This window comes from Streptomyces smyrnaeus, assembly GCF_017676345.1.
GTDB lineage: Bacteria > Actinomycetota > Actinomycetes > Streptomycetales > Streptomycetaceae > Streptomyces > Streptomyces smyrnaeus.
This window is the reverse complement of record NZ_JAFFZM010000011.1, coordinates 1-24,669: the sequence shown is the minus strand read 5'-3', so window position 1 is coordinate 24,669 and position 24,669 is coordinate 1. Positions and strand designations below refer to the sequence as shown.

Annotated in this window: 19 protein-coding genes; 9 read left to right on the top strand and 10 right to left on the bottom strand. The window is 72.4% G+C overall.

Annotation, left to right across the window (positions count from 1 at the left end; all coding sequences use genetic code 11):
* Positions 1 to 53 precede the first annotated feature (53 nt).
* The 8 genes from JW613_RS18785 to JW613_RS18750 form a co-directional block, all read right to left on the bottom strand.
* Entirely contained in the window at positions 54 to 1,280 is a 1,227-nt protein-coding gene (locus JW613_RS18785; protein ID WP_435853306.1) for an N-acetylglucosamine kinase, read from the bottom strand.
* Positions 1,271 to 2,536, bottom strand: coding sequence for a 6-phospho-beta-glucosidase (locus tag JW613_RS18780; protein ID WP_209211989.1), 1,266 nt, complete (start codon positions 2,534 to 2,536; stop codon positions 1,271 to 1,273). Before JW613_RS18780 ends, JW613_RS18785 begins: the two co-directional genes overlap by 10 nt.
* A 5-nt stretch (positions 2,537 to 2,541) precedes the next feature.
* Complete coding sequence (locus JW613_RS18775) at positions 2,542 to 3,498, bottom strand: carbohydrate ABC transporter permease (protein WP_209211988.1); 957 nt, start codon at positions 3,496 to 3,498, stop codon at positions 2,542 to 2,544.
* A gap of 5 nt (positions 3,499 to 3,503) precedes the next feature.
* Positions 3,504 to 4,478: a carbohydrate ABC transporter permease gene (locus tag JW613_RS18770; RefSeq protein ID WP_099877853.1), complete on the bottom strand. Its 975-nt coding sequence runs from the start codon at positions 4,476 to 4,478 to the stop codon at positions 3,504 to 3,506.
* A 9-nt stretch (positions 4,479 to 4,487) separates the two neighbouring features.
* The gene (locus JW613_RS18765) at positions 4,488 to 5,822 is read right to left on the bottom strand and encodes an ABC transporter substrate-binding protein (RefSeq protein ID WP_209211987.1); all 1,335 of its coding nucleotides are present in this window, start codon (positions 5,820 to 5,822) and stop codon (positions 4,488 to 4,490) included.
* Between the two features lie 167 nt (positions 5,823 to 5,989).
* The gene (locus JW613_RS18760; protein ID WP_209211986.1) at positions 5,990 to 7,174 is read right to left on the bottom strand and encodes an ROK family transcriptional regulator; all 1,185 of its coding nucleotides are present in this window, start codon (positions 7,172 to 7,174) and stop codon (positions 5,990 to 5,992) included.
* A 196-nt stretch (positions 7,175 to 7,370) separates the two neighbouring features.
* Complete coding sequence (locus tag JW613_RS18755; RefSeq protein ID WP_209211985.1) at positions 7,371 to 9,575, bottom strand: ArnT family glycosyltransferase; 2,205 nt, start codon at positions 9,573 to 9,575, stop codon at positions 7,371 to 7,373.
* Between the two features lie 174 nt (positions 9,576 to 9,749).
* Positions 9,750 to 10,934 (bottom strand): PP2C family protein-serine/threonine phosphatase, encoded by a 1,185-nt coding sequence (locus JW613_RS18750; RefSeq protein ID WP_209211984.1) that lies wholly within the window; start codon positions 10,932 to 10,934, stop codon positions 9,750 to 9,752.
* Positions 10,935 to 11,256: 322 nt separating this feature from the next.
* On the opposite strand from JW613_RS18750, the gene JW613_RS18745 reads away from it, so the two are divergent.
* From JW613_RS18745 to JW613_RS18725, 5 genes are all read left to right on the top strand, one after another.
* Complete coding sequence (locus tag JW613_RS18745) at positions 11,257 to 11,781, top strand: MarR family winged helix-turn-helix transcriptional regulator (RefSeq protein WP_372447963.1); 525 nt, start codon at positions 11,257 to 11,259, stop codon at positions 11,779 to 11,781.
* A 203-nt stretch (positions 11,782 to 11,984) separates the two neighbouring features.
* A complete protein-coding gene (locus JW613_RS18740; protein WP_209211983.1) occupies positions 11,985 to 14,681 on the top strand; it encodes a SpoIIE family protein phosphatase in 2,697 nt (898 codons plus the stop codon).
* Positions 14,682 to 14,985: 304 nt separating this feature from the next.
* On the top strand, positions 14,986 to 15,147 hold the full coding sequence (locus JW613_RS18735) for a hypothetical protein (RefSeq protein ID WP_209211982.1): 162 nt from the start codon (positions 14,986 to 14,988) through the stop codon (positions 15,145 to 15,147).
* Positions 15,144 to 16,331, top strand: coding sequence for a beta-1,3-glucanase family protein (locus JW613_RS18730; RefSeq protein WP_209211981.1), 1,188 nt, complete (start codon positions 15,144 to 15,146; stop codon positions 16,329 to 16,331). Before JW613_RS18735 ends, JW613_RS18730 begins: the two co-directional genes overlap by 4 nt.
* Before the next feature lie 72 nt (positions 16,332 to 16,403).
* Entirely contained in the window at positions 16,404 to 16,889 is a 486-nt protein-coding gene (locus tag JW613_RS18725) for a hypothetical protein (RefSeq protein WP_209211980.1), read from the top strand.
* A 48-nt stretch (positions 16,890 to 16,937) separates the two neighbouring features.
* Here JW613_RS18725 and JW613_RS18720 read toward each other — a convergent pair whose 3' ends face one another.
* Positions 16,938 to 18,881, bottom strand: coding sequence for a serine hydrolase domain-containing protein (locus JW613_RS18720; RefSeq protein ID WP_209211979.1), 1,944 nt, complete (start codon positions 18,879 to 18,881; stop codon positions 16,938 to 16,940).
* A 349-nt stretch (positions 18,882 to 19,230) separates the two neighbouring features.
* Between JW613_RS18720 and JW613_RS18715 the strand changes: the two genes are divergently transcribed.
* Positions 19,231 to 19,710 (top strand): hypothetical protein, encoded by a 480-nt coding sequence (locus tag JW613_RS18715; protein ID WP_209211978.1) that lies wholly within the window; start codon positions 19,231 to 19,233, stop codon positions 19,708 to 19,710.
* On the opposite strand, the gene JW613_RS18710 is transcribed toward JW613_RS18715, so the two are convergent.
* Positions 19,707 to 21,308: a DHA2 family efflux MFS transporter permease subunit gene (locus tag JW613_RS18710; protein WP_209211977.1), complete on the bottom strand. Its 1,602-nt coding sequence runs from the start codon at positions 21,306 to 21,308 to the stop codon at positions 19,707 to 19,709. The genes JW613_RS18715 and JW613_RS18710 overlap by 4 nt on opposite strands.
* A gap of 239 nt (positions 21,309 to 21,547) precedes the next feature.
* Here JW613_RS18710 and JW613_RS18705 point away from each other — a divergent pair, with 239 nt between their 5' ends.
* From JW613_RS18705 to solA, 3 genes are all read left to right on the top strand, one after another.
* Complete coding sequence (locus JW613_RS18705) at positions 21,548 to 22,453, top strand: phosphatidylinositol-specific phospholipase C (RefSeq protein ID WP_209211976.1); 906 nt, start codon at positions 21,548 to 21,550, stop codon at positions 22,451 to 22,453.
* A gap of 66 nt (positions 22,454 to 22,519) precedes the next feature.
* Positions 22,520 to 23,233 (top strand): GntR family transcriptional regulator, encoded by a 714-nt coding sequence (locus tag JW613_RS18700; protein WP_209211975.1) that lies wholly within the window; start codon positions 22,520 to 22,522, stop codon positions 23,231 to 23,233.
* Between the two features lie 134 nt (positions 23,234 to 23,367).
* On the top strand, positions 23,368 to 24,528 hold the full coding sequence (gene solA / locus JW613_RS18695) for an N-methyl-L-tryptophan oxidase (RefSeq protein WP_209211974.1): 1,161 nt from the start codon (positions 23,368 to 23,370) through the stop codon (positions 24,526 to 24,528).
* Positions 24,529 to 24,669: the final 141 nt, after the last annotated feature.

Sequence of the window (24,669 nt, the reverse complement as noted above, 5' to 3'; positions counted from 1 at the left end):
GGCGCGCGGCGGGACGGGAAGCCCCCGTCCAGCGGAGCCCGCCCGGCGACGCGTCAGCCGGTGGCCGCTCCGGCCCCGGGGGCCGGGGTGTCCGCGCCCTCCGGCGGCCCCACGGGATCTGCCGGACGGGCCCGCTCGAAGTAGTGGCGCGCCCGCTCGTGTGCCGCCACCGGGGCGCCGAGCGCGTCGAGCCCCAGCAGGGCCGCGCCCAGCACCGGGCGGGCGCGCACCACGCGGGGGAGGGCCCGTGGCGCGCGCTGCCCGAGGAGCCGGGTGATGCGGTCGTCGAGGAGGGGGTGGCCCGCGGCGAGGATGCCGCCGCCCAGCAGCACCGGAACCTCCTCCTCAAGCAGGTCCAGCCTGCGCAGCGCGACCACCGCCATGGTGACGACCTCCTCGGCCATCCGCGCCACCAGCGAGTCCGCGACGGCGTCGCCCCGGGCGGCCACCTCGAAGAGCACCGGAGCCAGCTCCAGCCGCCGTGCGTAGGGGATACGGCCCAGGTGCACCGCCTCGATCAGCGCGTACATCGAGTCCAGCCCGAAATGTGCGGGCAGTGCCGTGCGCAGCAGGGTCGGCTCGCCGCGGCCGTCCTCGGCGCGGGCCGCGTGCCACAGCGCCTCCTCACCCAGTCCTCCACCGCCGCCCCAGTCACCGGAGAGCCGGCCGATGGCGGGGAAGCGCGCCGTGCGCCCGTCGGGCCGCATACCGACGCAGTTGATGCCCGCGCCGCACACGACGGCCACCCCGCGCGGCGCCGCGTCGCCGTCGTGGGCGGTCAGCCCGGCTCGCAGCACCGCGAAGGTGTCGTTGTGCACGGTGACCCGCTCACCCCAGCCGCGGTCGGTGAGCGCACCGGCCAGCTGCGCCTCCTCCACGGGCAGGTCCGCGTTGGCCAGGCAGGCCATCACCTGGCGTACCGGGGGAGGGGCCGGGGTGGCGGCCCCGGCCCCGTCCTGCCCGGCCGTCGCTCGCGCTGTCCCGGCTGCCGCGTGCGTCGCCCCGGCCGTCGCACGCGCTGTCGCGTGGGCCCGTGCGACGGTCTCGGCCAGTACGTCCACGGCGGCGGCGACCCCCACCGCGGGGGGCCGGAAGCCGCCGCCCCGCGCGGTGCCGAGCACGCTGCCGTCCGCGCTCAGCAGCGCGACATCGGTCTTGCTGTTGCCCGCGTCGATGGCGAGCACGGCCGGGGCCGGGTCCGCCGGGCCGTGCCGACCCGCCGGGGGCGCCACCGTACGGGTGGCGGGGGGTGTCGTGGGACGGGGTCGGCTCAGGCCCACGCCAGGTGCTCCTTGTTGTGTGCGAGGAGTTGGTCGGTCAGCTGTTCGGCGTACTCGACCTGGCCGACGAGCGGGTGGGCGAGCAGCGCCTTGAAGACCCGGTCGCGGCCACCGTGCAGTGCGGCCCGCAGGGCCAGCTCCTCGTAGGCGGTCACATGGGCGATCAGCCCGGTGAACTGCGGATCGAGGGCGGGCACCGGCAGCGGGTGGGCGCCGTCCCGGTCGATGCGGGCCTGGGTCTCGATCACCGCGTCGTCGGGCAGGAAGGGCAGCGTTCCCCGGTTGAGGGTGTTGACCGCCTGGTGGGTGCTGCCGCCCTCGCGCAGCAGTGAGGCGGCCAGGTCGACGGCGGCCTCCGAGTAGTAGGCGCCACCGCGCCGGGCCAGCAGCTCGGGCTTGGTGTCCAGGGCCGGGTCGGCGTACATCTGAAGCAACTGCCGCTCCAGGGCGGCCACTTCCGCAGCACGGGTGGGCTTGTCGCGCTGGGTGCGCACCACTTCGTCGTGCGCGTAGTAGTAGCGCAGATAGTAGGAGGGGACGACACCGAGGCGGTCGACCAGTGTGCGCGGCAGGTGCAGATCGTCGGCGACGGCCTCGCCGTGTTCGGCCAGGAGCCTGGGCAGCACATCGGTGCCGTCCGGGCCGCCGAGGCGCACGCCCAGCTCCCAGGTGAGGTGGTTGAGCCCGACGTGGTCCAGGTGCACCTCGGCGGGGGCGACGTCGAGCAGCCTTGCGAACTTCCGCTGGAAGCCGATCGCCACGTTGCACAGACCGACCGCTTTGTGCCCGGCGGCCAGCAGCGCGCGAGTGACGATGCCGACCGGGTTGGTGAAGTCGATGATCCAGGCGTGGGGGTTGCCGCGGCGGACCCGCTCGGCGATGTCGAGGACGACCGGCACGGTGCGCAGCGCCTTGGCCAGGCCGCCGGCGCCGGTGGTCTCCTGGCCGACGCAACCGCACTCCAGCGGCCAGGTCTCGTCCCGCTCCCGGGCCGCTTGCCCGCCGACCCGCAACTGGAGCAGTACGGCGTCAGCGCCGTCCACACCCGCGTCCAGGTCGGCCGTGGTGGTCACGGTGCCGGGATGGCCCTGCCGGGCGAAGATGCGCCGGGCCAGGCCGCCGACGAGCTCCAGCCGTTCGGCGGCCGGGTCGATCAGCGTCAGCTCATCGATCGGCAGCACCTCGCGCAGCCGTGCGAAGCCGTCGACGAGTTCGGGGGTGTAGGTCGAGCCTCCGCCGACCACTGCGAGCTTCATATGTCTCAGCCCTTTACTCCGGTGAGGGTGACGCCTTCGACGAAGGCCTTCTGTGCGAAGAAGAAGACGATGATGACCGGCGCCATGACCAGCAGCGTGGCCGCCATGGTGAGGTTCCAGTCCACACTGTGCGCCGATTTGAAGGACTCCAGCCCGTAACTGAGCGTCCAGGCGCCGGGGTTCTGTGCCGCGTAGATCTGCGGTCCGAAGTAGTCGTTCCAGCAGTAGAAGAACTGGAAGAGGGCGACGGCCGCGATCCCGGGCTTCGCCATCGGCACGATGATCCGCAGCAGCGTGCGCAGCTCGCCGCAGCCGTCGACCCGGGCCGACTCGATGTACTCCTTGGGGATCGTCAGCAGGAACTGCCGCAGCAGGAAGATGGAGTAGGCGTCACCGAAGGCCATCGGGATGATCAGCGGCCACAGCGAGCCGGACAGATGGAACTGCTGCGCCCACACCAGATACATCGGCACCACGATCACCTGGGGCGGCAGCATCATCGTGGAGATCACCAGCAGCATCGCCGTGCGTCGGCCGCGGAAGCGGAACTTGGCGAGCGCGTAGGCCACCGGCAGGGACGAGCACACCGTGAAGAGGGTGCCCAGCAGCGCGTACATCAGCGAGTTGCGCCACCAGTCCAGGAAGCCTGGGGTACGGAAGACGGTGGCGTAGTTGTCCCAGTGCCAGGAGGTCGGCCACAGCTCGCCGCTCATGGCCTGGCGGTCGCTCATCACCGAGGTGAGGAAGACGAAGACGAACGGCAGCACGAACGCCAGCGCCAGCGCGACCGCGGTGGAGTGCACCGCGATCCAGTGCAGGACGCGGGTGCGGCGGGCACGGCGGAGCGCCGCGGTGGAGCCCGGCGAGGGAGTGCGGACGGGCTGGCGGGCTTCCGGCAGCCGACCGGCCGTGGTCGCGGGCACGGTGGCGGCCTGGGCCGCTGAGGGGGTCGGTGTCGTCATCGGGGTCAGTCCTCCGCCGACAGCAGGCCGCTGCTGCGGCGCATGAGCAGGATGGTGACGGCCATCGCGATTGCGAACAGTACGAGGGAGAGCACGCAGGCGGCGCCGGTGTTGAAGTTCTGGAACCCCAGCTGGTACACGAGCTGCGGCACGGTGATCGTCGAGTGATCGGGGTAGCCGGGCTGAATGACCGTTCCGGGACCGATCGTGACGCCGGAGGCGAGCTTTCCGGCGACGAGCGCCTGCGTGTAGTACTGCATCGTCTGCACCACGCCGGTGACCACGGCGAACATCACGATCGGGGTGATGTTCGGCCAGGTGACGTAGCGGAACCGGGCCCAGGGGCCCGCGCCGTCGAGCTCGGCCGCCTCGTACTGCTCCTTGGGCACGTCCAGCAGCGCGGCCATGAAGATGACCATCAGGTCGCCGATGCCCCACAGCGACAGCATCACCAGCGAGGGCTTGGACCAGGCAGGGTCGTTGAACCAGTTCGGCGCGTGGACTCCGACCTTCGAGAGCAGTTCGTTCACCGGCCCGGTCGCCGGGTTGAGCAGGAAGACGAAGGCCACCGTGGCCGCCACCGGCGGTGCCAGATACGGCACGTAGAAAGCCGTGCGGAAGAAACCGATCCCGCTCTTGAGCTTCGTCACCAGCAGCCCGACGCCGATCCCGAAGACCACGCGCAGCGCCACCATCACCACGACCAGCCACAGGGTGTTCCACAGCGCGGGACCGAACAGCGGCATCTGCGTGAACACGTACGACCAGTTCCGCCAGCCCACGAACTCCGGCTGCTTGATCTGGTTGTAGTGCATGAACGAGAAGTAGCCGGTCGCGATCAGCGGATAGCCGAAGAAGACCGAGAAACCCACCAGCCAGGGCGACAGGAAACCGACCGTGCGCAGCCTGTCCCGCGCCTTCTTGCGGCGCAGCCGCGGGTCCACGCCGCCGGCGCCGCCGGGGGAGAGGGAGAGTGCCATGCCGGGCTCCTAGTTCCGTGCCTGGAGGGTGTCGGCGTCGATCTGCCGGTCGAGTTCGCGCAGGCCCGCACCGAGGTCGGATACCTTGCCCGCCTCCACCGAGTAGGCGAAGTCCTGCAGGGCCGTCACGTACTGGCCCCCGGTGGTGGAGGGGGGCAGCGCCTGGCTGTGCGGGTTCTTCGCGATCCGCAGGAACGTACGGAAGGCCGGGTCGGCGTCCAGCCGCGGGGAGCTGAGCGCGGCCTTGGTGGAGGGCACGTTGTGGATCGCGTTCGCGAAGGACACCACCTGGTCGGTGTCCGTGGTGAGGAACTTCAGCAGCTCCCAGGCGGCGTTCTGGTGCTTGCTGCTGTGCGCGATACCGGCGACCGTTCCGGTCAGATAGCCGCGCCCGTAGGTCTCGGCCTGGTCGTCGGGCACGGGCAGCGGCGCCACCCCCCAGTCGAAGTCGGGCTTCGCCTCCTTCAGCATCAGCCCGCGCCACTCACCGTCCATGTGCATCGCCAGCTTCCCGGTCATGAAGCCGCTCTGCTTCGACATCTCGTCGCCGAAGCTCTGCCGCAGCCGCTCCAACGCCCGATAGCCGCCCTGTGCGTCGGACAGCTTCCTCATCGTGCGGAAGAACTGCCGGGTGCGTGGCTCCTTCGCGAGGCAGGCCTTGCCGTGCGCGTCGAAGTAGCGCGGCCCCCACTGCGCGAACAGCCGGTCCGGACTGTTCTGGTACAGCCGGAAGTTGGGCATGAAGCCGGCGCGTTCGATCCGGTCACCGTCGCGCTCGGTCAGCTTGGCCGCGACCTTCCGGAACTCCGACATCGTGCGGGGCGGGCGCTCGATGCCCGCCTCGGCGAAGGCGTCCTTGTTGTAGTAGAGCCCGAAGGCGTCGGCCAGCAGCGGCAGCGCGCACTGTGTTCCCTCGTACCGGGTGTAGTCCAGCAGCGTGCGCGGGAAAACCTTCTTCTTGTCGATGCCGCTCTTCTTCAGGAACGGGTCGAGATCGACCCACATCCCCGAGTCGCAGTACTGGCCCACGTTGTTGGTGGTGAAGGAGGAGACCACATCCGGTGCCTTGTCACCGCCCGCGCGCAGCGCCTGGTTGACGGTGGCGTCGTTGACGTTTCCGGTCGCGTCGACGTGGATGTTCGGGTGCAGCTTCTCGAAGCGCTCGATGCTCCGGTCGAGCGCCTCGACCTCACCCGGCTCCGACCAGCCGTGCCAGAACTTGAGGGTGACCGGGGCTTTCGGGTCGTCGTCGGCGCTGCCGACGCTCGGGTTGGCGCAGCCGGACAGCAGCAGCCCGGCGGCGAGCAACGCGGCCGGCCAGGCGCGCAGACGCGGAGGCGGCATGGCGGTCTCCTTCTCGGAAGGACGATGAGGAAGGGAAGTGGAGGGCAGGGAAGGTCAAGAACGGGGAGGGCAGGAACGGGGAGAAAGGGGCAAGGGAGGGGCAAGGGGGGAGTCGAGGAAGGGGCGGGAGGGCCGGGCCCCGGTGGGTGAGGTGGGGCGGCCCGGCCTCAGGCGGTGTCGAACACCTCGTCGCGCGCCTGCGCCAGCGCGGACAGCAGGGCGCCGCCGAGGATCGGGTCGTCCGCCACCTCGCTCAGTCGCAGCAGCGGCCTGGGCAGCGCCAGCCCGGTCAGCTCACGTTCGACCAGCGCGCGCAGCTCCTCGCCGCCGGTTCGCGCCACCGCGCCGGAGAGGACGACGAGTTGCGGGTCGACGACCGCGACCACCGCGGCGATGCCGTTCGCCAGCCGGCGTGCCGTCTCCTCGCGGACGGACAGGTCGGCTAGGGCTTCGGCCAGCGGCTTCCCGTCGGCCAGCCGGCGTACCGCCGGCACCGACACCAGGCTCTGGAAGCCGCCGCCCGCGTTGGCCGCCGCGTACTCGCCCGGACCGCCCCGGGCGAGCGGTGCGCCGGGCAGCGGCATGTAGCCGATCTCGCCGGCCCCGCCGGTGGCCCCGCGCAGCAGGACGCCGCCCACGACGATCGCGGCGCCCGTGCCGTTGTCCACCCAGACGAGGGTGAAGTCGTCGTGGTCCTGGGCCGCGCCCGCGTGCTGCTCGGCCATGGCCGCGAGGTTCACATCGTTCTCGATGGTCACCGGGGTGCCGAGCACCTCGGCCAGCTCGGCGCGGAGGGTGCGGGAGTGCCAGCCGGGCAGATGCGGGGCGTAGCGCAGTTCGCCCGACTGCGGGTCGATGGCCCCCGGCGTGCCGATGACCGTGGTGTGCGGCTCGGTGGAGCCGAGTCCGGCCTTCCGTAGGGCTCCGTCGACGGCCTCCTTGACCAGCTGCGCGGTGCGGTGCCGGACGTCCTCGGCCACGGAGTCCGCCTCCACGCGGGCCCGGCCGACGACGGTGCCGGTGATGTCGGCGACGACTGCGGAGATGCCGTGCGGGTCGGCCGAGAGTGCGGCCACATGGGCGGCCGTCGGCTCGATCTCGTAGAGCAGCGCGTTGGGACCGGGCCTGCCGCTCTCCTTGCTGCGGGAGCGGACCAGGCCCGTCTCCTCCAGCCGGCCGAGGAGTTGGGAGGCGGTCGGTTTGGACAGACCGGTCAACTCGCTGATCCGGGTGCGGGTGAGCGGTCCGTGGGCCACGAGCAGATCGAGTGCGGCGCGGTCGTTCATCGCCCGCAGTACACGTGGGGTGCCCGGCGTCCCCGGTATGCCGCTCGGGCCGGTGTGTGTGGCCATGGTGGAGTGCCCTGTCTGTCCGGGCCGTCCCGGCGTACGGCGCGCGGACGGCATTCGTTAGGAAACTTTCCTATCGATGCCGGGAACCTAGAACTCCGCCCAGCGCCGCGTCAATGGCCCGTGCACGGAAAGTTCCGACGCGCGGGTCTGCCGCACCCCCTTGTCGGAGGGCGCGGCAGACCCGCGGGGCCGGATGTCAGCCCGTCGCCGTCCTCTTCGGCTGCGTCAGGTCGTAGAAGGTGGTGTCGCCCGCCTTCACCTCGGTGTAGTTCTCCGTCACCCACGAGCTGATCGAGGAGGACGTGCCGCGGCCTGCTCCGGGACCGCCCTGCGAACCGGCGACGAAGTAGTGGATCCTGCCCTGGGCCACGTACTTCTTGAACTGCGCGAGGGTCGGGTAGGGATCGGTTCCGTTGAAGCCGCCGACGGCCATCACCGGAAGGCCGGTGGCGAGTTGGTAGCCGGCCGCGTTCTGCGAACCGGTCGCTGCCGCAGCCCAGGTGTACGAGGCGGCGTTCTTGCGCAGCAGCGCCGCTGCCTTCGCGGACACCTCGCTGCCGTTGAGCAGCCCTCCCACCCCGCCGCCGGGGCCGCCCGCCCCCTCGCGCCGGCCCGGCCCCTGGGCGCCGTCGCCGGGCGAGGGCGGCATGCCCCGCTGAGCGCCGGCACCCTGGGTGCCGCCCTTCCCGGTGCCGGGCGTACCCCGCGCACCACCCTGACCGGGCCCCGCGCCCTGCGATTGGCCCGCGCCCTGTCCCGCACCCGGTGCCTGGCCTGCTCCCTGACCGGGCCCCGCGCCCTGTCCCGGGCCGGGCCTGCCCTTGGTGCCGCCGGGCATGCCGGGCGGGCCGCCCCGGCTCACCGCGGGGCCCGCCGTGACGATGGAACCGGTGTGCGGCGTGTTGACGGTGCTCAGCGTGAACGCCACCGGCCCGGCGACCGCGGCGAGCAGCGCGAGCGCGGCGACCGCCGCACCGGCCGTGCGCGGCAGCACATTGGCGGCCAGCAGCCCGCAGGCCGCCACCACGCCCACGGCCAGCACGGTCCAGCGCAGCCACGGCAGCCAGTCCGTCGCCCGGCCCAGCAGGACGAACGACCACACGGCGGTCCCGGCGGCCGTCGCCGCCAGGACCGCGCTCCAGCGGAAGCGGCCCCGCTCCCGCCACAGCGCCGCCGACCCCATGGCCACCACGGCAGCGAGGTAGGGCGCGAGCGCGACCGTGTAGTACTCGTGGAAGATGCCGGACATCAGGCTGAAGGTGGCGCCGGTGATCAGCAGCGAGCCGCCCCACAGCAGGAACGCGGCCCGCAGCGCGTCGGTACGCGCCGCCCTGCGGGTCAGGATCAGGCCCACGACGAGGAGCAGCAGCGCGGCCGGGAGCAGCCATCCGATCTGGCCTCCGATCGTGTCGCCGAACAGCCGGCCCGGCCCGGTCCGACCCCACATGCCGCCACCGGCGCCACCGGGGCCCCGGCCGCCGCCGACACTGCCGGTCTCCTCGCCGGTGAGGCGGCCGAAACCGTTGTAGCCGAAGGTCAGTTCCAGGAAGCTGTTCTCCTGCGAGCCGCCGATGTACGGCCGCGAGGAGGCGGGCCACAGCTCCACGAGGGCTACCCACCAGCCCGCCGTGACGACGGTGGTCAGCCCGCCGCACAGCAGCTGCCCGATGCGGCGACGCAGCCCGGTCGGCCCGCAGGCCAGATAGACCAGCGCGGCAACCGGCAGGATGAGCCACGCCTGCAGGGCCTTGGCCAGGAAGCCGACGCCGAAGCAGGCCCCGGCCAGCACCAGCCACTTGGTGCGGGCGTCCTCCACGGCCCGGCCCAGGCACCACAGGGCCGCCACCATGAGCAGGCACAGCAGCGCGTCCGGATTGTTGAAGCGGAACATCAGCGCCGCCACCGGGGTCAGCGCCAGCAGCGCCCCGGCGAGCAGCGCGGAGGCCGGTCCGGTGCGGCGGCGTACGGCGGAGTACAGCAGGCCGACGGAGGCCACGCCCAGCAGTGCCTGCGGTACCAGGATCTGCCAGGAGCCGAGGCCGAAGAGCCGTACGGACAAAGCCATCGGCCACAGCGCGGCCGGTGGTTTGTCGACGGTGATGGCGTTGCCCGCGTCGAGGGAGCCGAACAGGAACGCCTTCCAGCTCACCCCGCCGGCCTGGGCCGCGGCGGAGTAGAAGGAGTTCGCGTACCCCGAGGCGCCGAGGCCGTACAGATACAGCGCCGCGGTGGCGGCCAGCAGCGTCCAGAACGCGGGGCTCTCCCAGCGTGGTCGTCCGGTCCGTCGGTGCCGTGACCGGGCCCGGAACCGGTCGCCGAGGCTGCCGCGGTGTCCGGCCGCTGAGCCGGTGCCGGTGGGCGGCGTGTCCGCGGCGCTGCCGGAGGGGGTGAGGGTGGTCATGCTGAGGTCCGCTCTCTTTCGGGTCCGTGGTGGCGCGGCGGCCGGCCTGCGGGGGCGGGCGGCGGTGGCGCTGCCTGGCCGGGCGTGGACCCGAACATCGCGAACGGCGCTGTCAGCCACCTGAGCTGGACCTGTGCGGCGGCTGTGAGTCGAGGCGCGCCGGGACCCCGGTGTTCAGGCCGCGCCGTCGCGTCCCTCGGGCCCGTACCAGTCGACGCACAGCACGAGCGCGTCGTCCTGGAGCGGGCCCTCGCCCCGGTGGACGGCGAGGTCGCGGAAGACCGCGCTGGGCACCTGGGAGGGGGGCAGCAGCCGGTTGGCGGTCAGGGAGCGGGCCAGGGCGTGGTCGCCGAAGGGCTCGGCGGCGCGGGACAACGGCTCGTAGACGCCGTCGGTCGCCAGCAGCAGCCGGTCGCCGGGCTGCACGCGGAAGTGTTCGGTGACGTAGTGGGTGTCCTCGAACATGCCCAGCGGGAGCTGGGCGTCGAAGACGAGGTTGTCGACCTTGGCGTCCCGGCACAGCCATGCGCGGGGCGAGCCCGCCTCGACGATCTCCACCTCTCCGGTGGCGAGTTCGAAGCGGAGCAGCACCGTCGAGACATAGGCGGAGCCCCGGTAGTGGGCGTACACGGCCTGGTCGGTGAGGGCCGCCTGGTCGGCCAGGCCGAGCCCGGCGCGGCGTGCGTTGCGCATCGCGCCGACGGCGAGGTTGGTCAGCAGCGCTGCCTCGACTCCCTCGCCCATGCCGTTGGTGACGGTGACGGTCAGGTGCTCGGCGGAGACCGACCAGTCGAAGTTGTCCCCGGAGGTGGAGTAGGCAGGCTCCAGGTGGGCGCCGAGCGCGAACTCGTGCCGCCGGAAGGAGTGGCCGGGCAGCAGGTGCCACTGCATCTCGGCGGCCACGGTCAGCCGGGTGGCCCGCCGTGCTCGCTGGTAGAGGTCCGTGTCCCGGTCGGCGACCGCGATCTCGTGGCCGAGCGCCTCGCACAGCCCTGCGAGCTCCGGCAGGAGGCCGACGGCGTCCGTACTGCCGGGCAGGGTCACGGACAGCACCCCCAACCGGTCGCCCCGCGCGCACACCGGCAGGTGCACCGTCACGGTGCCGGTCGCCCGGTCGGTCAGTACGACGGGCTCGGGCGCCCGCAGGGCCCGGCCCTGGGGGCTGCCGTGGATGGGGAGCGGCTCGGTGGTGAGCGGCACGGGCTCCACCAGTTGGAGGGATCGCATACCGTAGTCGGCCAGGCGCAGCTCGGCATCGACGGCGTCGTAGTGCTCTCGCAGTGCCTCTGTGGCGACATCCATCAACGCGTGCGGGGCGGCGGCGCGCAGGGCCCGCTCGACGACGGCGAATCTGTCCACGTCTCCTGCTTCTCTGGGTGCCATATGTGCAGCGGCCGGGCAAGGGAGCACTGCTTCCCCACGAGTCGGCACGCACATTATCGTCGCACGGAAACATTCGCCGAATGACAACAGAATGCGCGCGGCCCCCGATGCCTCCGGGGCAGCGGTGATCTGCCGGTGCGGGCCTGTCCGAGCAGCGCATGGAGAGATAAGCTCTGCGTGGCCCTTGACAGCGGCGAGGGAGCCTCGCGGAACCGGGCGGCAAGACTGCCGAACTTGTGGAGTGAAACGTGACGTCGACCCCCGCCATCGACCGGTTGCGTCGGTCCGGAGCGGCGCAGTGACGGGCGAGAATCCCCTGGGCCAGGGGCAGGCGCGGCGCCGTGGGGCGAACGAGGCGGCCGGCACGGCCGGCGAAGTCATCGAACTGCTCGAAGTGCTGTGGGAGCACGGCCGCGACGCGGTCTCCTCCTCACCCGTCTCCGCCTCGCAGCTGCGGGTCCTCTACTGCCTCGACCGTGACGAGGGCATGAACCTGCGCACCCTGGGGGAGATGCTGGGGTCGGCCCCCTCCTCGGTCAGCCGGTTGTGCGACCGCCTCCAGGCGCTGGGTTTCCTGGAGCGGCTCCCCAGCCAGGTCAGTCGCCGCGAGTTGGAACTGCATCTGACGCACCAGGGCAGGAAGTATCTCAGCGATCTGCGCCTCCGCCGCGAGGAAGCCCTGACCACGACCCTGGCCGCGATGCCGCCGCGAGCGCGCAACGTGCTCTACGAGGGACTCAAGGCCTTCCGCGACGCGGCCGAGGGCACGGCGCCCGCCCACCGGCTGAGCGCGCTGAAGGACGTCGACGACCGCTCCGCCTGACCTGCTGTCCCGCCCTGCCGCCACCGGGTTCCGGCCCTGCCGCCACCGGGTCCGGCGCACGACCGGTGGTCCGGCGCCGGACGAGGGGCGATCCGTTCTCTCTCCCCCTCCCCCCCGGCGGTGCCGCGTCGGGCGCTGGCGCGCAGACATCTGCGGGTTGCGCATCCGGGTAATTCAGGGCAAAGAACGGTAAACCATGCTGCATGACTCTTAAGCGTCGCGGGACGGGGGAGCGAGGTCGGCGGTTCGCGGTCAGGAGCGTCGCCGGGCAGGTATTCCTACTGCAGCTGACCATCGTGCTGCTGCTGGTGGTCGCGGCAGCCGTGGTACTGGCCTGGCAGGCGCGCGCCGCCGACGTCCGCAACGCTCGGGAGCGCTCGATGGCGTGCGCCCACACGCTGGCTGCCGCCCCCTCGACGGCGGCGGCCCTGCAGTCCTCCCGGCCGACCCGGAGGCTGCAGCCGACGAGCGTGCGGGCGACCCGCCAGTGCGGGATCGACTTCGTCGCCGTACTGAACAGGCAAGGCATCCGGCTCAGCGACCCGATCCCCGGACTCATCGGCGAACGCGCCACCGGCGACTTCGGCCGGGCGCTGGCCGGCGAGGCCTACACCGAGCAGTTCGAAGGCGAGCCCAAGGACTCGGTACGCGCCGTGGCTCCCGTACGCGACGCGGACGGCACGGTGATCGGGCTGGTCACGGCGGGGGTCGACCTCACGACCGTCTCCGCGCGGCTGAACCGGGAGCTGCCGTGGCTGGCAGTCGGTGCCGCAGGCGCGCTGCTCCTGGCCACGGCGGGCGCGGGCCTGGTGAGCAGACGGCTGAACCGGCAGACCCGTGGGCTGGGCCCGGCGGAGGTGACCCGGATGTACGAGCACCATGACGCGGTCCTGCACGCGGTCCGCGAAGGAGTGCTGGTACTCGACCGCGAGCGACGGCTGGTGCTCGCCAACGACGAGGCACACCGCCTCCTGGGACTGCCGGACCGGGCCCAGGGGCAGCACGTGGACGACCTGCGGCTGGAGTCGAGGGTCGGGGAACTGCTGTCCTCCGGCCGTCCCGCCAGCGACGAGGTGCACATGGTCGGCGACCGGATGCTGGCCGTCAACCAGCGCACCACCGGGCGGGACGGCGAATCCACCGGCAGCGTCGCCACCCTGCGGGACACCACCGAATTGCGGGAGGTGGCCGGGCAGGCCCGGATCGCGGCGCAGCGCCTGCAACTGCTGTACACGGCGGGTCTGCGCATCGGTACGACGCTCGATGTGGTGCGCACCGCCGAGGAGCTCGCCGAGGTCGCCGTGCCGCCGTTCGCCGACGTGGTCAGCGTCGACCTGCTCGATCCGGTGATCAGCGGGGAGGAGCCGCTGCCCGACCCGGCGACCGCCGCCGTGCGCCGTGTCGCGCTGCGCTCCGCCGTCGGCGACGCGCATCCGCTGCAGCCGGTGGGCAGCAGGCCCGCGATTCCGCCGGTGGCGGCCGACCACGCCGGCGGGAAGCAGGTCCGGGCCGTCTTCGAGCCCGATCTGGCCGCCGCGACCGAGTGGCGCGCCGTCGACCCCGAGCGGGCCGAACGCGTCCTCGACGCGGGTTTCCACTCGTTGATCACCGTGCCGATGCGGGCCCGGGGCACCGTGTTCGGGCTGGCCAGCTTCTGGCGCCGGGACCAGCGGCCCTTCCAGCCGGAGGATGTCTCCTCCGCCGAGGAACTGGTCACCCGCACCGCGGTGTGCGTCGACAACGCCCGCCGCTACGCGCGCGAACACGGTCTCGCCGTCACGCTCCAGCGCAGCCTGCTGCCGGGCGGTCTGCCCGAACAGAACGCGGTAGGCGCCGCCTACCGCTATCTGCCCGCACAGTCCGGGGTCGGCGGCGACTGGTTCGACGTCATCCCGCTGCCGGGCGCCCGCGTGGCGCTGGTGGTCGGGGACGTGGTCGGCCACGGACTGCACGCGGCCGCCACCATGGGGCGGTTGCGGACCGCGGTGCACAACTTCTCCTCCCTGGACCTGCCGCCGGACGAACTGCTCGCACACCTGGACGAGCTGGTCGCCCGCATCGACCAGGACCCCACCCTCGGGCCGGAGACCGAGACGGTCACCGGCGCGACCGTGCTGTACGCCATCTACGACCCCACGTCCGGACAGTGCCAGCTGGCCAGGGCCGGTCACCCGCCGCCCGCGCTGGCGAGGCCCGACGGCAGCACCACCATCCTGGACGCCCCGGAGAATCTGCCCCTCGGCCTGGGCACCTCCCCGTTCGAGACCTGCACCGTGACCCTGCCGGAGGGCAGCCGCCTGGTGCTCTACACCAATGGCCTGGTCCAGGTGCGCAGCCGTGACCTCGACAACCGGCTGGACATGCTGCGGACAGCCCTCACCCGGGTCGAGCACGGCCCCGAAGCGACATGCGCCGCAGTGCTGGAGGCCCTGCTGCCCGACCGCACCGCCGAGGACCGGGACGACATCGCGCTGCTCGTCGCCGAGACCCGCCTGCTGCCGCCCTCCCGGATCGCCCAGTGGGAGGTCCCCAGCGACCCCGAGGCCGTCGCCCCGGTCCGCGCCGCCTGCATGTCCCAGCTGACCGAGTGGGGTCTGGAGGAGACCGCCTTCACCGCGGAACTCATCCTCAGCGAGCTCATCACCAACGCCATCCGCTACGGCGCGCCGCCGATCACCGTTCGGCTGCTGTGCGACCGCTATATGACCTGTGAAGTGTCCGACCGCAGCAGCACCGCCCCGCATCTGCGCCGGGCCACCACGGTGGACGAGGGAGGCCGCGGCCTCTTCCTGATCGCCCAGCTCGCCCAGCACTGGGGCGCCCGCTACACCTCGGAGGGCAAGACCATCTGGGCCGAGCTGCCCCTGACCGCGGATCAGGTCGAACCGCCGCTGGTGTGACACCGCCGCCGTTCGCGGCCGCGACGCTCCCGCATCCGGCCACTGCCGATCCGCCGGAAGGAGCGGCAGGAGTCCGCCGCGCGATAAACCGGTGGCCGGCTTCTCCCGTATCAACCCCTGGCCCGGCAATCCAGCCGGTGACCTGTTACGCCGTCAGTTCCCGCCAGGGGGAGGGGAGTGCTGTGCGCTGCTCGGCAACCAGCCGGTTCCCGTCGAGCACTTGACGAAGGTCCATACCTTCGGCACCGTGCTGCCGTGACGTGAGAGCGCTCACCCACCCCCCACTTCAAGAGGAGCGCATGTCATGACTGCGTTGACCACGCCTGCGCGAAAACCCTTCGTGCCGCGTACGCCGACGGCCGAGGCCGTCACTTCCCCCAACGGCGGCTCCCTGCTGATAGCTGCCGATGCCGACAACGATGTCGACCTGCCCGTCTCCGCCGTCTCCGGAGGTCCTGTCCAATGAGCCCCGTCAGCCGCCGCGCCCTGTTCCGCGGAGCCGCAGCCGCCGCCGTCGCCGTCCCCGCTGCCGGGCTCGTCACCCACCAGGCGAGCGCGGGCAACCTCTTCCGGTCGCAGGCCACCGGAGCGAACGCCGCCGGTCTTCCGGTGAAGATCGTCAACAACTCCGGCGCCTACGACAGCGCGTCGGTTCATGTGTACATCGTCGGCAACGACGGCAAGAACCAGTGCCATGTCACCCCGGAAGGCGAGTTGAAGCCCGTTCAGTTGTCCGACAACGGACCGGACGGCTACACGGACTACGCCATCCCCCTGACGGGTACCGAGACCACCATCACGCTCCCGGAGATGTCCGGCCGCATCTACGTCGCCTGCGGCGAGAAACTGAAGTTCAAGGCCGTCGAGGCCGACACCGGAGCAGCCCTGGCCTACCCGGCGGCGTGGGTCGAGTCGGACCCGAACTACCCGATCGTGCACGACTGTGCGGAATTCACGTACAAGGGCGGCGCGATGTACTGCAACACCACCATGGTCGACATGTTCAGCGTGCCGCTGTCCATCGGGCTCAAGGGCGCCAAGGACCAGACCACCGGCACTCTCAAGCCCGGTGCCCGCGCCAAGGTCTTCGACTCGGTCCGCTCCGTCGAGGCGTTCTCGAAGCTCGTCATCGACGACAAGCGCGTCATAGCCCCGGGCCACGGCATGGGCTCCGGCCTGTTCGCCGAGGACTACTTCGCCTCGTACATCGACCAGGTGTGGGACGCCTACGGGAGCAAGGACCTGAAGGTCACCACCAACGCGGGCACCTTCACCGGCCGCGTCAGCGGCGGCAGGCTGGCCTTCACGGGTCCGGCCGAGGTCTCCTTCGCCAAGCCGAGCACCAAGGACGTCCTCTTCTGCGACGGTGCTCTCGCGGCACCCAACGACGGGACGACCGGCCCCGTGGCCGCCATCCTCGGTGCCGCCTTCAACCGCACCACGCTGCTGTCCGCGGCCGACCAGCCCACCACCGACCCGGCGACCTTCTACCAGGGCGACATCACGCACCACTACGCCAAGGCCATGCACGCGGCCACCGAGGACGGCAAGGCCTACGGCTTCGCCTTCGACGACGTGGCCGGTTTCGCCTCGTACATCGAGGATGGCGCCGCGAGCGAGCTGACGTTGACGATGACGCCCTTCGAGTGAAGGTCACCGTGAAGGCCTGCAAGCACCGCTGAGCAGGTTTCGGTACGCGGTCGCCCCGGGAACGGCAGGTCCATGATGCGCCGAGCAGTGGCAGGGGCCGTCGCCGGGGCGGCCGGTACGACCGCGCTCAACGCCGCCACGTACCTCGACATGGTGGTACGGGGCCGGGGCGGAAGCTCCGTGCCCAAGACCGTCGTCGACCGGCTCAGCGAGCGCACGCAGGTGCCCGTACCGGGAGAGACCGAGGCGCGGGAGAACCGCGCCTCGGCCTCCGGCGCGCTGCTCGGTATGCTCACGGGCGTCGGCGTCGGCGCGCTGTACGGGGCGTCCCGCGCACTCCCGTGGCGCCCGGCGCTCCCGCTGGCGGCAGCGGTCACGGGCCTGGCCGCGATGGCGGGCTCGGATGTTCCCGCGGCAGTGCTGAAGGTCTCCGATCCGCGCACCTGGCGCCCGGCCGACTGGTTGGCGGACCTGGTGCCCCACCTGGTGTACGGCGCGGTCACGGCGGCCACCTACGAGATGGCGTGCCCCGTCGGGCGCGGTACCCGAAGGCGCTGAGCCCGCGGCGGGGGAGCGGCCGGGGCGGGTACGGCGCACCCCGGTCGGTCAGTGAACCGGACCCGGACCCGGCCCGGTGCCGGGCGGGCAGCCGAAGGCCGTGCCCCCTGAGGGGAGTCCGGCGGCGCGCGCCAGCGGCCAGGGCGGGGGCAGCGGGTGCCAGCCGTGCGCGGTCAGTGGAGCGCCCGGACAGTCGCTGTCGAGCAGCACCCGCGTTCCGCGCGTCACCAGCACCCCGGACAGATTCACACCGCGGCCGCCGGCGAGCGCGGTGGCCGTGTACCGCCAGCGCAGTCGCAGGCCTTCCGGGTACGGGCCGCCGGGCAACTGGGCGTGCACCCGCTCCCAGCTGCGCCCGTGATGTCCCGACCGCGCGGTTCCCGGCACCTCCTGCCAGGTGCGTCCGCCGTCGGCGCTGCGTTCCAGCACGAACCGGTCGGTGTCGTCGGCGTCCACGAACGCGTCGTAGCTCACGTGCAGCGGGCCGCCCTCCAACAGCTGCCCGGCGGTGCGGCCCGGCACGGTGGCCGGCAGCCGCCCGGACGTCAGCGTGCTGTCGTCCCCGCCGGCCTCCGCTGCGCCGGGGTCCCGTTCTCCCGGATCCCGCTCGCCGGGGTCCGGTCCGACCGTCGGCCCGTCGAACCACGAGCGCCCGCCGCCGGGCGCCCGCACCGGGATCGACCGGGCCAGCGCCTGGGCGAGGGCGCGCCGCGCGGGGTTGATCGAGGGCGTCTCGTTCTCCGGGTGCACCCTGTTGGTCAGCAGGATCGCGAACGAGCGCGACCGGAGGTCGATCACGAGCGAGGTACCGGTGAAGCCGGTGTGCCCGAGCGTCCGCGGGGAGGACAGCCCGCCCATGTACCACGCCTGGTCGAGCTCGAACCCGAGGCCGTGCTCGTCACCGGGGAAGCGCTCCGTGTAGTTGTGCGCGAGCAGTTCGACGGCGCGTGGGCCGAGGATCCTTCGGTCCCGGTAGGTACCGCCGTTGAGCAGCGCTTGGGCGAGTACCGCCAGATCGTCCACGGTGGAGAAGACTCCGGCGTGTCCGGCGACGCCGCCCATCGCCCAGGCGTTGTCGTCGTGCACCGTCCCGCGCACCAGCCCGCGATCGGGCCGAACGCTGTAGGAGGTGGCGGCGATGCGGGGCCGCCAGGCGGCGGGCGGACGGTAGGCGGTGTCGCGCATCCGCAGCGGCTCGGTGATGCCCTCCCGTACGAGGACGTCCAGCCGCTTTCCCGTCACCTTCTCGACGACCAGCTGCACCGAGAGCATGTTGAGGTCCGAGTAGCGGTACCGGGCGCCGGGCCGCGCGGACGGCCGGGCCGCAAGAATCGCCTGCTTCCGCGCCGGCAGGCCGCCGGACACCTGCCACAGCGGCGGTCGGGGGTCCGCGGGCAGGCCGGAGGTGTGGGTGAGCAGCTGTTCGATGGTGATGCCGCCTTTCCCGTGTGCGGCGAACGCGGGCAGATAGCGGGCGGCCGGCGCGTCGAGTCGCAGCCGCCCGGCTTCGATCTGCTGTACGGCCACGATGGAGGTGAACAGCTTCGAGAGCGACGCCAGATCGTAGATGGTGTCGGTACGGGCCGGCACTCGCCGGCTCGGCGGCAACAGGCGTCCCGGGCGTGCGTAGCGCACCGCGTCACCACTCGCGTGCCGGGTGACGACAGCGCCCTCGTGCGCCAGCAGGGCGGTGGCGCCGGGAAAGAGTTGGTCGGCACCGCGCGCCGGGTCGGTCCAGTCCTCGAGCCGGCCCACGAACGCGTCGATGGGTGCCGGGTCCAGCCCCTCCGCGGCGGGGGTGGCGCGCCGCAGCACGGTGTCCGCGGGCGCGAAGCCCCGTGCGGGCCGGTCGAATCCCCGGACGATCCCCGGCCCGGTCACCGGCCCCGAGTCTTTGCCGTCGCTCGCGGGCGACGGCGGCACGGGCCCGAGCAGACCCGCGAGTACGGCGAGTACTCCCGCCGGCAGGATGACGTAGGCAGAAACCCGCATGCAGCCCCCATCGACCTCGCAGCTGTCCGAGACGGTCCCGCGACGACGAACTTACGCGCGCCGTACCGCGCCGCCCCGCATCGCCGGACATCCCGCGTGTGACGGCGGGCCACGGCGCACCGAGGCGGCCGGCCACCGCGAAGTACCGCTCGGGTCGAACAGCGTGTACAGGGCACGCCCATGGGAGGCTGGGAGCTGACCCTGTCCCACGAGGTTCACCGAGGTGCGACGACATGCCGGGCAGCGAGGCGGTAACGGGAAGCGGTGCGGGCGGAGTGCCCGTCTGCCGAGGGGGTGTGCTCCGGGCCGGCGACTTCGGGGCGCGGAAGCGATGATGAGTGGACGTCAGGTGACCAGCGACCTCGTCCGCGGGTGGGCGGAGGCGATCCTCGGGCAGGTGGGGGCGCCGCCGGACGCCGCGTTGACCGTCACCGAGCGGCTGGAGGCCGGAACGACGGGCGCCGCGTCGGCCTCCGAGACCGCCATGGAGTCGGTGTGGGACGAGGAGGGCGGCGCCCTCCCGGACACGGGGCCCGAGGCCGCTTCGCCAGCCTCCGGGCCGGCGGACATCGCGGCCACGCTGACGTTCGCCGACGGCTCGGCGGTCTCGGTGGAGTTCGCGGCGGGGACGAGCGGGACCGACGCGGTGGTGCTGCTGGCCGACCGGCTCCAGGAGGCGGTGCTGGAGGAGACCGGCGGCATCCCCCGGCCCCCGTGCCCGGGCCACGACCACCCCGCCGTCGCCGCAGACGTGAACGGTGTCCCCAGCTGGACGTGCCCGCACGGCATGGGCCGGACCACGCGCCCGATCCTCCGGGACGCCGGCTAGCTGGACCGCGAGTCCGGCGACGCCGAGTCGGTCGGCGGGGTCGAGGGTGGCGCGGGGCGCAGCGGAGTGCCTGCCACCGGGCATTCGTACGGGCACGGTTCCGCCGCCGGTGCGGGCCGCTGCTCCTCGGTGGCCCGTTCCGGCGCGGGTGCCGGGGCTGCGGGTGCCAGTACGTCGCTGCGGATCGTCGTGAAGGCGAGGAGCGCGCCGAGCACCGCGAGCGCCGCCGTGATGAGCATGGCGGTACGGAAACCGTCCGCGAAGGCGCGTGGGTCCTGGAAGTCGCCGCCGCTGATCCCGGCGAGTACGGGAAGCGCGGCGACGGCCGCGAGCTGGGCGACCCGGGAGACGGCGTTGTTGACGCCGGAGGCCACCCCGGAGTGTTCGGCGGGGGCCGCCGCCAGGGCCGTGGCGGTGACGGGCGCGACCGTGGTGGCCAGGCCGAGTCCGAAGACGAGGACGGCGGGCAGCACCGAGGAGGCGTAGGCACCCACGCTGCCCTCGCCCACCTGGATGCGGAGCATCAGCAGCATGCCGGCGGCCAGCAGCAGCGGTCCGACCGTCAGCGGAACGCGCGGCCCGATGCGCTGGGCGAGTGCCCCGGCCCGCGAGGAGAGCGCCAGCATCAGCAGCGTCACCGGCAGGGAGGCCGCACCCGCGTTGAGCGGGCTGTACCCCAAAGAGGTCTGCAGGAAGACGACGAGCAGGAAGAAGACCCCGCCCAGCGCGGCGTACACCACGAAGGTGACGGCGTTCGCGCTGAGGAACTGGCGCGCGGTGAACACGCCGGGGGGCAGCATCGGCTGGGCCGAGCGGCGCTCGGTCCGGGCGAAGCCGGCCAGTGCGACGAGTCCGAGGACGAGCGCGGTCGCCGTCAGCCAGCCGGGCGACTCGCCGCGCGGCCCCTCGATCAGGGCGTAGGTGGTTCCGGCCAGCCCTGCCGTGGCCAGCACCGCGCCGCCTACGTCCAGCCGCCCGGTGGCCGCCGGGTCGCGGCTCTCGGGGACCCGGCGGGCGGTGGTCGCGATGACGAACAGCCCGATCGGAACGTTCAGGAGGAAGATCCACCGCCAGGAGAGGGCGTCGATGAGGTAGCCGCCGACGATCGGTCCCAGCGCCGAGGCCACCCCGGTGAGCGCCGACCAGGCGCCGATGGCCGAGGGCCGGTCCGCCGAGCGATAGGTCGCCTGAATGATGGCCAGGCTTCCCGGAGTGAGCAGCGCGGCACCGACCCCCTGCAGCGCTCTGGCGACGATGAGGATCCCGGCGGTGGGCGCCACCGCGCACAGCACGGACGGAATCATGAAGCAGACGACCCCGAGTGTGAAGATCCGCCTGCGCCCGTAGCGGTCGGCGAGGGAGCCGCCGAGCAGGATGAGCGCGGCGAGGGTGAGCAGATAGCTGTCGAGCACCCACTGCAGTTCCGACACCTCGGCGCCGATGTCCCGCCCGATCGCGGGCAGTGCCACATTGACGACGGTCGCGTCGAGGAAGCCCATGGCCGAGCCCAGGACGGTCGCCATGAGGACCCAGCGTCCGGTGGTGGACCGGAAGCTGACGGAACCGGCGTCTGACGCCGTGCCCTGCTGCGCGTTCATGGTTGCTCTCCGCTCTCCGCTCCCCGCCCTCTGCTGCCTCCCGCACCGTCTGCCGTCCCGCCGATCGTACGGCCGTACGCGGCGGCGTCCGCTCAGGCGCCCCGGCGGGAGGAATGTCGTGGCCCGGTCACAGGGATGCCGTCGAACGGTCTCCACTCCCGGCGCACTCTTCCCCCGCGTCACGTGGTGGACCATGATGTCGGCGGACATCGGCGCCGGAGTGCGGGGGAGTTCGAAAGATGGACAGGCGGGGGTTCCTGAGAGGTGCGGCGGTACTGCCGGCCGCCGGGGTGCTGGCGTACGCGGGTGGCGGCGCTGCCGCCGCGCAGGGCGGGGTGCGCACCCGCGCCCGGGACCGGGTCGCCCCGCAGGACTGGATGGCGCCGCTGGCGGCGTCGACCGCGCTGCGCGCGCTGACGATCCCGGGCAGCCACGACTCGGGGGCACGATTCGGCGGGGCCTGGGTGGAGTGCCAGGACACGTCGATCGCCGAGCAGTTGGCCGCCGGGATCCGGTTCCTGGACGTCCGCTGCCGGGCCATCGACGGTGTGTTCGCCATCCACCACGGCGCCTTCTTCCAGGAACTGATGTTCGGCGATGTGCTGATCGCCTGCCGTGACTTCCTCGCCGCCCACCCGGGCGAGACGGTGGTGATGCGAGTGAAGCAGGAGTACTCGACGGTCAGCGACGAGGAGTTCCGCGCGATCTTCGACGTGTATCTGGACCAGAAGGGCTGGCGCTCCCTCTTCCGGCTCCAGGACACACTGCCCACGCTGGGTGAGGCACGCGGCAAGGTCGTGCTGCTGGCCGACAACGGCGGGCTGCCCGGCGTGCGCTGGGCGGACACCGAACTCTTCGACGTCCAGGACGACTACCAGGCCGAGCCGTTCGCCAAGTTCCCCAAGATCACCGAGCAGTTCCGCGAGGCGGCGGCGCACCCCGGCCCGTTCTACGTCAACTTCGTGAGCACGGCCGCCGGGCTGCCGCCCGTCTGGAACGCGGACCGGCTCAATCCGCAGGTACGGGACTTCCTCAACGGGTCCGAGATGGCCGGGCGGACGGGGCTCGGCATCGTTCCGATGGACTTCCCCCAGGGTGAGCCGGGCCTTCTCGAGGCCGTCCTCGCCCACAACCCGACGAGCTGAGGTCCACGGATCCCAAGTGCCTCGCATCTATTGACCGGTCAATTGAGTGACTACTACGGTCAATACATGTCAGCTCCGCTGTACCTCCGGATCCGCAACGAGCTCGAAGCGCGCATCCGGTCCGGAGAACTGCCGCCCGGCGCCCGGTTGCCCACCGAGGCCGAGCTGCAGGAAGCGCACGGGATCGGCCGCGCCACCGCGCAGCGGGTCCTGCACGAGCTGGCGCAGGCGGGCCTTGTCGAACGGCACCGGCGCCGGGGCACCTTCGTCGCGGACGGCGTCCGCCAGGAGAACCTGCTCCGGTTCGTCAACCCCCGGCTGGCCGGACCGGAGATCCCGGGACGGCACGAGGTCCACAGCGCCGCCGTCGTCCGCGCGGCGGAGGTGACCCCTCCGGTGGACGGGCTGCCCGACGACACCCCGGTCAACCACCTGGTGCGCCGCAAGTTCGACCTCCAGGACAACCCCCTGGCCATCGAGTACGCGACCGTCCCGTTCGCGCTCGCCCCGCGCCTCCTGGACGCGGACCTGGCCCACCTCACGATGATCCCCTATTTCCGCGAGCACGGAGTGCCGATCGCCACCTCGCGGATGTACCTGGACCCCGTCCTGCTCGACGAGCCCACTGCCGAACTGCTCGCCTGCGAGCCGGGGACCCCGATCCTCCGCCAGCGTCGGCTCACCTGGCTGGAGAACGGCGAGCTCGCCGAGTCGGCGGCGTATCTGATGCGCCCCGGACTTCTGGAGCTCTACATCGAGCAGTCGGTCCGCGACGACTGACCGCTCCGGCACCCCCCAAGGCCTTCTCCCACGGCCCCCTCCCGCACCCCTGTCCCCATCCCACTCCCACTCCCGCACCCCGTACCGCGCGCTCCCGTGTCGCCTACGCGTGCCGGAATCCAGGAGGAGCTCTCATGACGGCTTCGACACCCCGGGTGGCGATCGTCGGAACCGGCGTCATCGGCGCCATGGCGGCCTGGCAGCTCGCCGCGCGCGGCGCACAGGTCCTCGCCTTCGACAGCTACGGGCGCGGCCACGACCGAGGGGCCTCGGCCGGCGAGTCGCGCATCTTCCGCACCGTCTACAAGGAAGGGGCCTCGTACGTCCCGCTGCTGCGCCGGGCCCAACAGCTGTGGCGCGAACTGGAGACGGCGAGCGGCCGGTCGCTGCTCACCCTGTGCGGGGGACTGACCATCGGCGCACCCGACGAGCCCGACCTGCAGGCCGTACGCCGCTGCGCCGAACAGGCCGGACTGCCGCACCAGGTGTTCGACAGCACCACCGCTGCCCAACACTTCCCGCAACACCGACTGGACCCGGGGGAGATCGCCCTGCACGACCCCGACGCCGGGGTACTGCGTCCCGAACCCTCGGTGCAGGGCGCCCTGGAGGCGGCGGAGCGCTCGGGGGCTCGTCTCTTCACCTACCACCAGGTCGACGACCTGACCGAGACAGCCGCCGGCTGGCGCCTGTCGACGGGCGGAACGACGTACGACGTGGACCATGTCGTCCTCACCCCGGGCCCATGGGCCGGCCGACTGGCGCCGCTCGCCGCCGTCCCGGTGCAGGCGAGGCTGATCACCGCATGCTGGTTCGCCGCGCGGGATGTGGCGGCACACCGTCCCGACCGGCTGCCCGTCGCCATCCGCAGGCACCCCGAGGCGGGTTTCTCCTGCTTCCCCGTACTCGACGGCGTCGCCGTCAAGATCGTGCCGCATCACCTCGGCTGGCCCGACCTCGACGACCCGGGGGACCTGCCGCGCAGCGCGAGTCCGCAGTTCGCCCGCGCCGCCTCCGCCGCGGTCGCCCGACTGCTGCCCGGTCTGGTGCCCGAGCCGGTGCGCATCAGCACCTATGCGGAAGGCTTCACCCCCGATGAGCACCCCGTCGTCGGGGCGCTGCCCGGCACCGCAAACGCGACCGTGCTGACCGGCTTCTCCGGACACGGCTTCAAACTGGCCCCCGTGTTCGGCCAGATCGCCGCCGACCTGGTCCTGCACGGCAGGACCGGACACGACATCGACGGACTGGCCCCCGACCGGTTCACCCCCCACCGGTCCGCCACCCGCAACTGACACCCCGCCCGCCGAGCGGGCCCGGAGCACGGCAGGCCGACCGGGACCGGCCGACCGCAGCCGTTCAGCCGCACCGTCCCCTTCCCCCCATTTCCCTTCCTCCTCTTCCTCCCTCCTCCCGACCACCCCCGAGTGCCGTCC

Bases quoted from the DNA above. Each gene is read 5' to 3' on its own strand.
- JW613_RS18780 (WP_209211989.1), bottom strand. From the start codon at position 2,536: ATGAAGCTCGCAGTGGTCGGCGGAGGCTCGACCTACACCCCCGAACTC.
- JW613_RS18775 (WP_209211988.1), bottom strand. From the start codon at position 3,498: ATGACGACACCGACCCCCTCAGCGGCCCAGGCCGCCACCGTGCCCGCG.
- JW613_RS18770 (WP_099877853.1), bottom strand. From the start codon at position 4,478: ATGGCACTCTCCCTCTCCCCCGGCGGCGCCGGCGGCGTGGACCCGCGG.
- JW613_RS18765 (WP_209211987.1), bottom strand. From the start codon at position 5,822: ATGCCGCCTCCGCGTCTGCGCGCCTGGCCGGCCGCGTTGCTCGCCGCC.
- JW613_RS18760 (WP_209211986.1), bottom strand. From the start codon at position 7,174: ATGGCCACACACACCGGCCCGAGCGGCATACCGGGGACGCCGGGCACC.
- JW613_RS18755 (WP_209211985.1), bottom strand. From the start codon at position 9,575: ATGACCACCCTCACCCCCTCCGGCAGCGCCGCGGACACGCCGCCCACC.
- JW613_RS18740 (WP_209211983.1), top strand. From the start codon at position 11,985: ATGACTCTTAAGCGTCGCGGGACGGGGGAGCGAGGTCGGCGGTTCGCG.
- JW613_RS18735 (WP_209211982.1), top strand. From the start codon at position 14,986: ATGACTGCGTTGACCACGCCTGCGCGAAAACCCTTCGTGCCGCGTACG.
- JW613_RS18730 (WP_209211981.1), top strand. From the start codon at position 15,144: ATGAGCCCCGTCAGCCGCCGCGCCCTGTTCCGCGGAGCCGCAGCCGCC.
- JW613_RS18725 (WP_209211980.1), top strand. From the start codon at position 16,404: ATGATGCGCCGAGCAGTGGCAGGGGCCGTCGCCGGGGCGGCCGGTACG.
- JW613_RS18720 (WP_209211979.1), bottom strand. From the start codon at position 18,881: ATGCGGGTTTCTGCCTACGTCATCCTGCCGGCGGGAGTACTCGCCGTA.
- JW613_RS18710 (WP_209211977.1), bottom strand. From the start codon at position 21,308: ATGAACGCGCAGCAGGGCACGGCGTCAGACGCCGGTTCCGTCAGCTTC.
- JW613_RS18705 (WP_209211976.1), top strand. From the start codon at position 21,548: ATGGACAGGCGGGGGTTCCTGAGAGGTGCGGCGGTACTGCCGGCCGCC.
- JW613_RS18700 (WP_209211975.1), top strand. From the start codon at position 22,520: ATGTCAGCTCCGCTGTACCTCCGGATCCGCAACGAGCTCGAAGCGCGC.
- solA (WP_209211974.1), top strand. From the start codon at position 23,368: ATGACGGCTTCGACACCCCGGGTGGCGATCGTCGGAACCGGCGTCATC.